Annotated in this window: 11 protein-coding genes, 1 tRNA gene and 1 riboswitch; of the genes, 5 read left to right on the top strand and 7 right to left on the bottom strand. The window is 72.5% G+C overall.

Annotated elements, in window-relative coordinates; genetic code table 11:
* Positions 1-20 precede the first annotated feature (20 nt).
* Positions 21-94 (top strand) — tRNA-Pro (locus tag NNL39_RS07210).
* A 108-nt stretch (positions 95-202) separates the two neighbouring features.
* On the opposite strand, the gene NNL39_RS07205 is transcribed toward NNL39_RS07210, so the two are convergent.
* Genes NNL39_RS07205 through NNL39_RS07190 form a run of 4 tightly spaced genes read right to left on the bottom strand, consistent with a single transcriptional unit; the run spans position 203 to position 3,936 of the window.
* Positions 203-889 (bottom strand): thymidine kinase, encoded by a 687-nt coding sequence (locus NNL39_RS07205; protein ID WP_255158401.1) that lies wholly within the window; start codon positions 887-889, stop codon positions 203-205.
* Positions 889-1,551, bottom strand: a complete 663-nt coding sequence (locus NNL39_RS07200; protein WP_255158399.1) for a response regulator transcription factor — start codon at positions 1,549-1,551, stop codon at positions 889-891. Before NNL39_RS07200 ends, NNL39_RS07205 begins: the two co-directional genes overlap by 1 nt.
* On the bottom strand, positions 1,541-2,710 hold the full coding sequence (locus NNL39_RS07195) for a hypothetical protein (RefSeq protein ID WP_255158397.1): 1,170 nt from the start codon (positions 2,708-2,710) through the stop codon (positions 1,541-1,543). Before NNL39_RS07195 ends, NNL39_RS07200 begins: the two co-directional genes overlap by 11 nt.
* A complete protein-coding gene (locus NNL39_RS07190) occupies positions 2,707-3,936 on the bottom strand; it encodes a sensor histidine kinase (protein ID WP_255158395.1) in 1,230 nt (409 codons plus the stop codon). The genes NNL39_RS07195 and NNL39_RS07190 overlap by 4 nt, the downstream gene beginning before the upstream one ends.
* Before the next feature lie 124 nt (positions 3,937-4,060).
* On the opposite strand from NNL39_RS07190, the gene NNL39_RS07185 reads away from it, so the two are divergent.
* The 3 genes from NNL39_RS07185 to NNL39_RS07175 are packed head-to-tail and all read left to right on the top strand — an operon-like array spanning position 4,061 to position 6,320.
* A complete protein-coding gene (locus tag NNL39_RS07185) occupies positions 4,061-4,813 on the top strand; it encodes a 5-oxoprolinase subunit PxpA (protein ID WP_255158393.1) in 753 nt (250 codons plus the stop codon).
* Positions 4,810-5,430 carry a 5-oxoprolinase subunit B family protein gene (locus NNL39_RS07180; protein ID WP_255158391.1) on the top strand — a complete coding sequence of 207 codons (621 nt, stop codon included), beginning with the start codon at positions 4,810-4,812 and terminating at the stop codon, positions 5,428-5,430. The genes NNL39_RS07185 and NNL39_RS07180 overlap by 4 nt, the downstream gene beginning before the upstream one ends.
* Complete coding sequence (locus tag NNL39_RS07175) at positions 5,427-6,320, top strand: 5-oxoprolinase subunit C family protein (RefSeq protein ID WP_255158388.1); 894 nt, start codon at positions 5,427-5,429, stop codon at positions 6,318-6,320. The genes NNL39_RS07180 and NNL39_RS07175 overlap by 4 nt, the downstream gene beginning before the upstream one ends.
* Here the strand turns inward: NNL39_RS07175 and NNL39_RS07170 are convergent.
* The 3 genes from NNL39_RS07170 to glyA all read right to left on the bottom strand — a co-directional run bounded on the left by NNL39_RS07170 (position 6,317) and on the right by glyA (position 10,271).
* Positions 6,317-7,984 (bottom strand): ABC-F family ATP-binding cassette domain-containing protein, encoded by a 1,668-nt coding sequence (locus NNL39_RS07170; protein WP_255158386.1) that lies wholly within the window; start codon positions 7,982-7,984, stop codon positions 6,317-6,319. The two genes, NNL39_RS07175 and NNL39_RS07170, sit on opposite strands and share 4 nt — an antisense overlap.
* Positions 7,985-8,094: 110 nt before the next feature.
* Positions 8,095-8,991 carry a bifunctional methylenetetrahydrofolate dehydrogenase/methenyltetrahydrofolate cyclohydrolase gene (locus tag NNL39_RS07165; protein ID WP_255158384.1) on the bottom strand — a complete coding sequence of 299 codons (897 nt, stop codon included), beginning with the start codon at positions 8,989-8,991 and terminating at the stop codon, positions 8,095-8,097.
* A 2-nt stretch (positions 8,992-8,993) separates the two neighbouring features.
* Positions 8,994-10,271: a serine hydroxymethyltransferase gene (gene glyA / locus NNL39_RS07160; protein WP_255158383.1), complete on the bottom strand. Its 1,278-nt coding sequence runs from the start codon at positions 10,269-10,271 to the stop codon at positions 8,994-8,996.
* Between the two features lie 46 nt (positions 10,272-10,317).
* Positions 10,318-10,401: riboswitch (ZMP/ZTP riboswitch) on the bottom strand.
* Between the two features lie 27 nt (positions 10,402-10,428).
* Between glyA and NNL39_RS07155 the strand changes: the two genes are divergently transcribed.
* Positions 10,429-11,634 (top strand): low temperature requirement protein A, encoded by a 1,206-nt coding sequence (locus NNL39_RS07155; protein WP_255158381.1) that lies wholly within the window; start codon positions 10,429-10,431, stop codon positions 11,632-11,634.
* The last annotated feature ends 5 nt before the right edge of the window (positions 11,635-11,639 follow it).

Below are 11,639 nucleotides of genomic sequence, written 5' to 3'. Positions count from 1 at the left end.
CCGGCTCGCCGGGGCGGCACCGGGGTATGGCGCAGCTTGGTAGCGCGCGTCGTTCGGGACGACGAGGCCGCAGGTTCAAATCCTGTTACCCCGACGAATGACAAAAGGATCGCCAACGGCGGTCCTTTTGTCATTCGTGCACTTATTGGTCGGGGAAGCGCAAGCGCTCCCCCGACGCGAGCTGCTCCGGTCGGGCGGCGGGCTAGCTGAAGTCGGGGTCGGGGCCGAGCGATCCCGACACGAGCGGGTCGACCGCGTCGAGGGGAACGGGAGCACGCCATCCCGACGCGAGGTTGTCGCCGGATTCGTCGAGATAGCAGGCGGCGCACAGCGACTCGTACGTCACATCGACCCCATCGATGGCCACCTGATCGCCGTCGAACACGAAGACGCCGTCGATCGACCGGCCGTTGAAGACGGCCTTGCGGCCGCACCGGCAGATGGTCTTGAGCTCTTCGAGCGAGTGCGCGATCTCGAGCAGACGACGGCTGCCGGGGAAAGCCACGGTCTGGAAGTCGGTGCGGATGCCGTAGGCGATGACGGGAACGTCCTCGCGCACCGCGATGCGCAGCAGATCGTCGACCTGCTGCATCGTGAGGAACTGCGCCTCATCGACGAGCAGGCACGCCACGTCGGTGCCCGTCGAGCGCAGGATCGCCGCGCGCTGGGCCTGGAAGCGCGCGTAGACGTCGTCGGCGGCGTCGATCGTGAAGTCGACCGGGCGCGTCACGCCGAGCCGCGAGACGATCGTCTGATCGCCCTTCGTGTCGATGCGCGGCTTCGCGAGCACGACCGTCTGGTCGCGCTCCTCGTAGTTGTACGCGGCCTGCAGCAGCGAGGTGCTCTTGCCGCTATTCATGGCGCCGTATCGGAAGTAGAGCTTGGCCATTACTGCAGGTGTCCGTCTTCTGCCGCTCGTCGGATGAGGTCGGCCTTGGTGCTCGCCGGGCGCCCTGCCCGGGAGTACTTCTCGCGCACGCGCCGCAGGTAGGTCTTCGCGGTCTCGTACTGCACGTTCATCTGGCTGGCCACTTCGGCCATGCTGTATCCGCTCGCGTACAGCGCGAGAGCCTCGCGCTCGCTCGTCGAGAGCTTCGGGCGGGCGGGATGCTGCGCCCCCTTGGGCAGGGGCCGCCAGTCGCGCACGGGCTCACCCGTCGATTCCATGCCCATGACGCGCCGAGCGGTCTCCATGACCTCGCCGAGCGGCATGGCCTTGGAGAGGAAGGCCGACGCCCCCGCGTCGAAGGCGCGGTCGCGCGCCTCGACCGTGTCGAGGCTCGTGAGCACGATGACCTTCGCACCGGCGGCGCGGCAGGTGCGCACGCGGGCCTCGATCGAGACGGGCTCCTGCAGCTGGAAGTCGAGCAGCACGAGGTCGGTGGGGAACTGATCGCTCTGCACGAGCTCGAACCACGTGGGGGCGGTGAGCACGAGGTCGAAGTCGGGCGCGCGCGTCGCGATCCACGACGAGAGGCTGTCGAGCAGCAGCTCGTGGTCGTCCAGGATCGCCAGCCGCACCCGGGATCCGGAGCGCGCGTCAGTATCCATACTCAAACTCTAGGACCAGTCGGCCCGGCTGCTCGTGAACCGAGGAGCGCAGGGTGAGCCCCCGGATGAGCTCGAGCATGGCGCGCAGCTCGCGGCGGGCATCCGGCATCGCCTTCGGGGTGTCGACGGCCCAGCGCACGACGAGGCCGCCCTCGGGGCCGCGGCGCAGCCCCAGCTCGAGTCGTGAGGCCGCAAGGCGCTCGAGGCTGACAGCCGCGAGCGCGCGCAGCAGGGTGCGCCGCTCGAGCACGGCGTGCCGGCCGAGGTCGTCGGGGTCGTCGGCGATCACGGTGATGTTGAGCCGCGGGTGGCGCCCGACCAGGTCGTCGAGCATGAGCTGGGCCCAGGTCTTCTCGACATCGCGCACGAGCAGGCCCCGGATGCTGCGTGCGATGCGGCGCGCCTCGTCACGGTCGTCGTCACCGATGCTCTCCGCCGCGACGACCCGCTGAAGGTACGGCACCACCTCGCGGTTGAGCAGCGAGATGCGACGCTGCTGCACTGAGCGCGCCACGCCGCTGCGGTGCTCGAGCGCCGCGGCGGCGGCGGACTGCCACGCGCGCTCGTGCCAGAGCTGGGTCGAGCTGTTGAGCGAGCGCGCGTAGGCGGCCGCCGCGAACCCCATGACCGCGACGCTGAACGATCCGGAGACCGCGAGGGTGAACTCGGGCACGTCGGTGACCGAGGCAGGGGCCTGCACCACGCCGAGAGCGGCGCTCAGCAGCGTGTGGACGATCGTCCAGAACAGGATCTCGCGCGCCGGTCGATAGGGGGTGCTCGCGACGAGCAGCACGCCCACGACGAGCGGCGCCCAATCGTCGCGAATGAGTGCGTTGGCCCCCGCCGTCGACGCGGCACTCGCGATGAGCACGATCATCAGCAGCACCTGGAACCACTGGGCCGACGGCCGCATCCACGCGGGCGTCGCCACTCGGGAGCGATGCAGCAGGAGCGACACCGCGGCGATGAGCGCCGCGTAGGCCACCACGAACCACAGCGGCTGGGTGACCTCGTCGCTGCGGGTGACGAGCGTCACCAGGGGAAGGGCGAGTGCGAGCAGGGCGGCTCCGGTGGTGACGGGCCGCGCGGCGGCCGCCGAGAGCGGGTCGAGCCGGTCGAGCGTGACCTCGGCGGACGGGATGGGCGGGTCGAGGTTCATGCGCGCACCCGCCGAGCGCCGTCGGCGCGCGCCGCGGGAACGCGCAGCAGCACCGAGGTGCCCTTGCCGGGCTGCGACCAGACGGTCGCCGAGCCGCCGATCGTCTCGAGCCGCCCGACGATGCTCGTACCGACTCCGAGGCGGCCATCGGTGCGGGCGTCGAGCGCGAACCCCCGGCCTCCGTCGATCACCATCGCCGAGACCTCGTCGGCTGCGCCCCCCAGCACGACGTCGGCCGTCGGCGTGCCGGCGTGCCGGCGCACGTTGGCGATGCATTGACCGATGGCGCGGCTGAACTCGTCGAAGCCCTCGGGGTCGAGGCCCTCGAGCACGGCCGCATCACCCGAGATCTCGACCCGCACCTCGGTGCCCGCGGCGTCGTCGATGATCGCCCGAAGCCGCTCGGCGCGACCGCTCGCCGGGCTGGAGGACTCGTGGCCCGCGTCGCGGGCGTCATCGACCGACGCCACGTCGAACCACTCCTGGCCGACGATCGACTCGAGGTCGGCGCGGATGGCGGCGCGCACGGCCGGCGAGAGATCGCCCGTCGTCGCCGTGATGACCGCGAGCTGATTGAGCACGGTGTCGTGCAGGAGGGCCGTGGCCCGCTGTTCGAACACGCGGCGAACATCCGCCAGCATCTCGTCGCGCGCCGCGCGGTAGATCTCAGACTGCGAGTCGCGGCCGGTGAGACGGTCGATGCGCAGCACCGCGAGCAGGCCGATGACGATGAACCAGGCGGCGAACGAGATGGTGTCGAACCGCCACGGTGCGCCCAGCATGACCAAGGCCGCGACCGAGGCGAGCTCCCCGACGACGTAGGCGACCGTCGTCCAGACCATCGAGACGCCGAGACTCGGCCCGACGCCGATCACGAGGATGAGGGCGAGCTTGAGCAGCACGATCGTGAAGTCGTCGTTCGCCACGGGCGTGTCGAGCTGCGTCGAGGCGATGAGCGAGTACCAGGTGACGCAGAGCCCGCCGATCACGAGGTAGCACACCGCGATGAACGACGACGGGCTGCGTTCGAGCAGCACGAGCAGCACGATCATGGGGATGAGCACGACGAGCGCCGGCCAGAGGATGACCTGCGGCAGGTAGGCCTGGATCGACACGACGACGAGCCCGACGGCCGTGAGGCAGACGGCGGCCGCGGCGTGGCCCGCTCGAGCGATGGCCGTGCTCGTCGTGCGTGCCGCGAGGTGCGGGGGCAGGCCCAAGGGCACGGGCAACCCCTTCCTGAACTCCATTCGGGCGTATGGAGAGTCTCTCGCATTATGGCCGAGGGCTCGCCCGGCGGCCAGTCCTCGACGGGGGCGATCGCGGGGGCGCGCGTCGTAGGCTCTCGGCATGGTGACCGTCGACCTCAACAGCGACCTGGGCGAATCGTTCGGCGCGTGGACGATGGGCGACGACGCGGCGATGTTCCCGCTCGTCACGAGCGCGAACCTTGCCTGCGGCTTTCACGCAGGAGACCCCGCGACCATGCTCGCGTCGTGCCGCGCCGCGGCGAGGCACGGCGTCGCGATCACGGCGCATCCGGCATACCGCGACCTCGCCGGATTCGGCCGGCGCGACATGGAGGTGCCGGCGGAGCACCTGCACGCCGACGTGCTGTACCAGGTCTCGGCGCTCGCAGGCATCGCCGCGCATGCGGGTGCGGCCGTGCGCTCGCTCAAGCCGCACGGGGCCCTCTACAACCGCATCGCCGTCGACCTCGAAGTGGCCGAGGTGGTCGCCGATGTCGCACGCGGTCTCGGTCTTCCCGTGCTGGGCCTGCCCGGCTCGGCGATCGAGACGGCCTGCCGCGCCGTCGACGTGCGCTTCGTGCCCGAAGCCTTCGTCGATCGCGGATACCTGGCCGACGGCACGCTCGCGCCCCGGGGGCTCTCCGGCGCCCTGCTGACCGACCCCGAGCAGGTTGCCGAGCGGGCCGTGCGGATGGTCGTCGAGGGAGTCGTCGTGGCGATCGACGGCACCGAGCTGACCGTGCACCCCGAATCGCTGTGCGTGCACGGCGACACCCCGGGTGCCGTCGCGATCGCCCGCGCCGTGCGCGCCGCGCTCGACGCCGCCGGTGTCGAGGTCGCGGCCGTCGTATGAGGCTGCTGCCCTGCGGCGACCGGGCGCTGCTCGCCGAATTCGCCTCGCTCGAGAGTGCGCGCGCGGCCCACGCCCGCTGGAGCGCCGAGGCTCCCGGCGGCATCGTCGAGCTGGTCCCCGCCGCACGCACGGTGCTCGTGCGCCTCGACCCCGCCGTGCTCGGTCTCGGAGCAGCCGAGCACTGGCTCGCGGCGCACGAGCCCGACGCCGTCGCGATGGCCACCGTCGGCGGCCTGGTGACCCTGCCGGTCGTCTACAACGGCGACGATCTCGACGTCGTCGCCGAGGCCTGGGGGTGCTCGCCGGCAGCCGTCGTCGAACGTCACGCGGCGACCGAGTGGGTGTGCGCGTTCATCGGATTCGCTCCCGGGTTCCCGTACCTCGTGCCTGCGGGCGCCGCACTGCCGCCCGTACCGCGGCGCGCGACGTCACGGCCCTCGGTGCCGGCCGGCGCGGTCGCCCTCGCCGCCGAGTACTGCGGCATCTACCCCCGCTGCTCCCCCGGCGGCTGGCAGCTGATCGGCCGCACTGACGCGGTGCTGTGGGATGCCGACCGGGTCGATCCGGCCCTCGTCGCCCCGGGCGCACGGGTGCGCTTCACGGCGGTGCGCTCGTGAGCGCGGTGCAGGTTCTCGACCCGGGAGCGCGCGCGCTCGTGCAGGACCTCGGTCGACCCGGACTCGCGCACCTCGGCGTGAGCGCGTCGGGTGCCTTCGATCGCGCGGCGCACCGGCTCGCCAACCGGCTCGTCGGCAACGACGAGGGCGCCGCGGCCTTCGAGTGCCTGCTCGGCGGCCTTCGCCTGGCCCTGCCCGCCGGAACGTGGGTGGCCGTCACGGGCGCGTGGAGCGACGCCGTGCTCGTCACCGATGGTCGACGCACGCCCGTCGAGCCACACACGGCGGTACGGGCGGATGCGGCGGCCGAGCTGCACCTCGGCGCGGTGACGCGCGGCCTGCGGTCGACGGTCGCCCTGCGCGGTGGACTCGACCTGCCCGCGGTGCTCGGCTCGCGCGCCCGCGACACGCTCGCCGCGCTCGGCCCCGAGCCGGTGCGCGCGGGCGACGTGCTGCCGCTCGGCCCCGAACCCGCGTCGCCCGTGCCACTCGGCGACCTCGTGCCGGTGGATCCGCCGCCCGACGGGACCGTCGAGCTCGGGGTGCGCCCCGGGCCCCGCCACGACTGGTTCGACGCCGCGGCGTGGGAGCTGCTGCTGACGAGCGAGTGGACCACCTCGGCGCGCAGCGACCGCACCGGGGTGCGCCTCGAGGGGCCCGCGCTCGCCCGGGTGCCCGACCTCGTCGGGGTCGAGCTCGCCAGTGAGGGGATGCTGCGCGGGAGCATCCAGGTGTCGCCCGACGGCGCGCCCACCGTGCTCGGCCCCGACCACCCCGTGACGGGCGGATACCCCGTCATCGCCGTGGTTGTGGATTCGGCACTCGACCGCCTCGCCCAACTGCGCCCCGGACAGCCCGTGCGCCTGCGGCTCGTCGCCGGGCGACGCTAGCCCCCCAGCGCGAGCACGGTGCCCGACCAGCGACGCCGCAGCCAGCGGTCGTGGCTCGCGACGACGACCGCACCCGGGTGGGTGCCGAGCGCGTCCTCCAGCTCGGTCGCGAGCCGCAGCGAGAGATGGTTCGTCGGCTCGTCGAGCAGCAGGAGGTGCGGCGGCCGCCCGAGCACGAGGGCGAGCTCGACCCGGCGTTGCTGGCCGACCGAGAGCACCCCGACCGGGCGGTCGAGGTCGCGCGGGCCGAGCAGGCCCAGGCTCGCCAGGGGCACCGCCGCGGCCCGGCCCGCCCCGAGCGCTCGTTCGTAGAGCTCGCGCGGGGTGCGGTGCGGCTCGGCCAGGCGCGTGTCTTGCGCGAGCACGCCCACGCGCAGGCGCGGTTTCGCTGTGCGCCGGCCAGCATCGAGCGGGATGCTCGCCGCGAGCACGGCGAGCAGCGTCGACTTGCCCGATCCGTTGGGGCCGGTCACGAGCATCCGATCGCCGGCCCGCAGCGCGAGCGTCACGGGGGCGAGCCGGCGGTCGACCGCGGCCGACTCGAGGGCGACGAGCGGGTCGTCGCCCTCGAGCGCGGCCGTGCCCGGCGGGAGCCCCGCGAAGCGCAGCGGCTCGGGGGGCGGCGCGACCTGAGCGGCCTCGAGCTCGGCGAGGCGCCGCTCGGCGTCGCGCACCCGGCGGGCGACCTCGGCCTCGACACGGGCGCCCTTGAAGTGGCGGATGAACTTGTCGTTGTCGCGCGGCGGGCGCCCGCCCGTGTCGATCGCGCGCGCCCCGACCGCGACCTCGCCGCGCAACCGGCTCAGCTCGCGCTGCTCGAGCCCGTGCTGGCGTTGCCAGCGCTGCCGTTCCCGCTCGCGCTCGGCCAGGTAGTCGCTGAAGCCGCCGCCGTACCGCACGGCCTGGCCTCCCCCGTTCTCGCCGGTCGCCGCGCGACGACTCGGATCGAGGTCGACGAGCTCGGTGGCGACCTCGTCGAGCAGCGCGCGGTCGTGGCTCGCGAGCAGCACGGGGCCGCGCCAGCCGAGCAGCTGCTCGCGCAGCGCGTCGACCGCGCGGTCGTCGAGGTGGTTGCTCGGCTCGTCGAGCACGAGCGCCTCGGGGCAGCTCAGCAGCAGGGCGGCGAGCGCGAGGCGGCTGCGTTGCCCGCCCGAGATCTCACCGAGCGGCGTCGCGAACGGGATACCCGCCACCCCGAACGCGTCGAGCAGGGCATCGCGGCGCGCGTGCCGGCTCCACAGCTCGACCCGCTCGGCCTCGTCGAGCGCGGCGCTGTAGGCGGCGTCCACCCCCGGGTCGGTGCCGAGCAGCGCCGCCGTCGCCTCGATCGTGCGCTCGAGGGCGAGCAGCGGCGCGTCGGCGGTGTCGAGGATGCTCGAGACGGGCATCCCCGAATCGAACGGCACCTCTTGCGGCAGCCAGCCGAGCCGCGCGGGGCGCACGATCTCGCCCGCGTCGGGCTCGTCGACCCCGGCGAGCAGGCGGAGCAGGGTCGACTTGCCCGCGCCGTTCTCGCCGATCAGGCCGACGCGCGCGCCCGCGGGCACGATGAGGTCGACGTCGCGCAGCACGGCGCGGCCGCCGAGGATTCGGGTGACGCCGCGCGCGATGAGGGGCGCGCGGTCGCCAGAGGAAATGAGCGCAGTGGACAGGGTCGGAGACATGGAGTACCGCCGGGGTTCGCAGGATTCCCGCCGGGCTCAGCCTCGGGCGCGGGACTTCGACTGCGTCACAGCTCCATGCGACCAGGCTACCGGCCGCACCCGCTGACGGTCTAGCGGGCCTGGCGCTCCGCGGTCTCGACGACGTTCGCGAGCAGCAGCGCGCGCGTCATGGGGCCGACCCCGCCGGGGTTGGGCGAGATCCACGACGCGACCGTCGCGACGTCGTCGGCCACGTCGCCCGCGATGCGCGAGACGCCCGTGTCGGGGTCGACGAGCCGCGAGACGCCGACGTCGAGCACGATCGCGCCGGGCTTCACGTCGGCGGCGCGAACGATGCCCGGCACGCCCGCGGCCGCGACGATGACGTCGGCCCGCCGCAGGTGCGCCGCGAGATCGGTCGTGCCCGTGTGGGTGAGCGTGACGGTAGCGTTGTACTCGCGCCGCGTGAGCAGCGAGCCGATCGCGCGCCCGACGGTGACGCCGCGCCCGATCACGACGACATCCTTGCCCGCCCACGACAGCCCGTGCCGTTCGACGAGCTCGATGACGCCGCGCGGCGTGCACGGCAGCGGGGTGTCGATCGGGCGGTCGACGCGCAGCACGAGGCGCCCGAGGTTGGTGGGGTGCAGCCCGTCGGCATCTTTATCGGGATGCACGCGCTCGAGAATCGCGTCGGTGTCGAGGTGCTTCGGCAGCGGCAACTGCACGATGAACCCCGTCACCGCCGGGTCGGCGTTCAGCTCGTCGATGACGGATTCGAGCTCGGCCTGCGTCGTCGTCGCCGGCAGATCACGGCGGATCGACGCGATGCCGACCTCGGCGCAGTCGCGGTGCTTGCCGGCCACGTACCACTGCGAGCCGGGGTCGTCGCCGACGAGCACGGTCGCGAGACCGGGCACGATGCCACGCTCACGCAGCGCTGTGACGCGCTCGGTGAGCTCGGCCTTGATGGCCGCGGCCGTGGCCGTGCCGTCGAGGCGCTGGGCGGTGGAGTGCGACTCCGCCACGACTACAGCCCCGGGTAGAGCGGGAACGCGTCGGTCAGCGCCGCGACGCGCGACTGCAGGGCCGCGACGTCGGGGTTCGGCATGAGGGTGTGGGCGATGATGTCGGCCACCTCGGTGAACTCGGCGTCGGCGAAGCCGCGCGTGGCGAGCGCGGGGGTTCCGATGCGCACACCGCTCGTCACCATCGGCGGGCGCGGGTCGAACGGCACACCGTTGCGGTTCACCGTGATGCCGACGTGGTGCAGCAGGTCTTCGGCTTCGAGGCCGTTGAGGGGCGACTCGCGCAGGTCGACGAGCGCGAGGTGGACATCCGTGCCCCCCGTCAGCACGTTGACGCCGCCGGCGATCGCGTCGTCCTGCGTCAGCCGCGCGGCGAGGATCTGGGCGCCGCGGATGGTGCGCTCCTGTCGCTCGACGAACTCCGGCGTCGCGGCGAGCTTGAACGCCACGGCCTTCGCCGCGATGACGTGCATGAGCGGCCCGCCCTGCTGCCCCGGGAACACGGCCGAGTTGAGCTTCTTGAAGAGCGACTCGTCGTTGCTGAGGATGATGCCCGAGCGCGGGCCGCCAAGGGTCTTGTGCACCGTCGAGCTGACGACGTGCGCGTGCGGAAGCGGCGAGGGGTGCAGGCCCGCGGCGACGAGGCCCGCGAAGTGCGCCATGTCGACCCAGAGCTTGGCGCCGACCTCGTCGGCGATCGCGCGGAAGGCGGCGAAGTCGAGCTGGCGCGAGTACGCAGACCAGCCGGCGATGATGACGGTCGGCTTGACCTCGAGCGCCTTGGCGCGCACGACGTCCATGTCGACGAGCATCGTCTCAGGGTCGACGCCGTAGCTCGTGGCGTTGTAGACCTTGCCCGAGAAGTTGAGCTTCATGCCGTGCGTCAGGTGGCCGCCGTGGGCGAGCTCGAGGCCGAGGATCGTGTCGCCGGGCATCGCGAGGGCGTGCAGCACGGCCGCGCTCGCCTGGGCGCCCGAGTGGGGCTGCACGTTGGCGAACTCCGCGCCGAACAGCGCCTTGGCCCGCTCGATGGCGAGGTTCTCGGCGATGTCGACGAACTCGCAGCCGCCGTAGTAGCGCTTGCCGGGGTAGCCCTCGGCGTACTTGTTGGTCAGCACCGAGCCCTGGGCTTCGAGGATGGCGCGCGAGACGAAGTTCTCGCTCGCGATCATCTCGAGCGTGCCGCGCTGCCGGCCGAGCTCCTGCTCGAGCACCGCAGCGATCTCGGGGTCGACGTCGGTGAGGGCGTCGTTGAACGAGGAGGGGAGTTTGTCGGACACGGGAGTTCTCCTTCGAGGGTCTGCCGGGCGCAGCCGGCGGGATTCTGCTGGGGGCCCAGGCGTACGGCCCCACACCGTGTCGGTCGCTCCCTGATGGTGACCCATCCGAACGCCAGTCGCGACAGCTCACATTCTACGGCTCTACGCTGTGCCGATCATGTCGAATCGAGCGAACTCGGGCCTGCGCGTCAATCTGCTGCGCCCGTCGAGCGGGTCGGGCTCGGAGCGCGCCGACCGGGTGAGCTTCGTCGAGCTGTTCTTCGACCTCGTGTTCGTCTTCGCGCTCACGCAACTGAGCGACGTCGTCGCACACGTCGACTCGGTGCCCTCAGGGGTTGTCGCGGTCGTACTGCTGCTGGCGATGTGGTGGCTCTGGATGCAGACCACCTGGACGACGAACTGGCTCGACCCGCAGCGGCTCGAAGTGCGGGCGATGCTCATCGCGCTCGCCTTCGTCGGCCTCGTCGTGTCGCTCTCGCTGCAGGAGGCCTCGGGCGAGCGCGCGCTCGTCTTCGCCCTCGCCTACGTCGGCCTGCAAGTGGGGCGCACGCTCGCGATGATCGCGGCGACCGCACACCACGATCGGGCCGCGAACGCAGACTTCCGGCGCATGGCCGCGTGGTTCGCGCTGAGCGGCGTCGCCTGGATCGCCGGCGCTCTGCTCGGCGGCACCGCCCTCGTCGTGCTCTGGGTGTTCGCCGTCGTCATCGACTACCTCGGCGCGGCCGTGTCGTACCGCACGCCCGTGCTGGGCCGCGGCGACATGGAGCGTTGGGACCTCTCGGCGGCGCACATCGCCGAGCGGGCATCCCTCTTCGTCATCATCGCGCTCGGCGAGACCTTCCTCGTCACGGGCTTCGCCTTCGTCGCCGAAGAGCTGACCGTCGAGCGTTCGCTGGCGCTCGTCAGTGCGTTCCTCTCGGCCGCGGCCATGTGGTGGTTCTACTTCGACCAGGGCGAGTGGTGGGGCGAGCGGCGCTTGGAAAAAGGCGCGAAGACGGGCGCGATCGCGCGGTCCGCCTACGCCTACGCGCACGTCGTCATCATCGGCGGCATCGTGCTGACGGGCGTCGCCGACAAGCTCGTCGTCGGAAAACCCGACACCTGGTCGACGATCGCGATCGTCAGCATCGTCGGCGGACCGGCGCTGTACCTGCTGGGCTGCGCGATCTTCCGCCGTATCGTGGGCGCGCCGGGCGTGCTCGTCGCGGCCGTCGCCGGCCTCGGGATGCTCGCCCTGGCCCCCCTCGCCCTCATCGCATCACCCGTGCTCGTGTCGCTCAGTGCCACGGCCCTGCTCGTGGCCACGGCCGCGCTCGACACCGCACTGCGGGTGCGCCGCGGAGGAAAGTCGCGCGGGTAGTCGCG

It is taken from the genome of Microcella humidisoli, from assembly GCF_024362325.1.
GTDB lineage: Bacteria > Actinomycetota > Actinomycetes > Actinomycetales > Microbacteriaceae > Microcella > Microcella humidisoli.
Note: the sequence above shows the minus strand (reverse complement) of the source record. Positions and strands in the feature narration are given on the sequence as shown.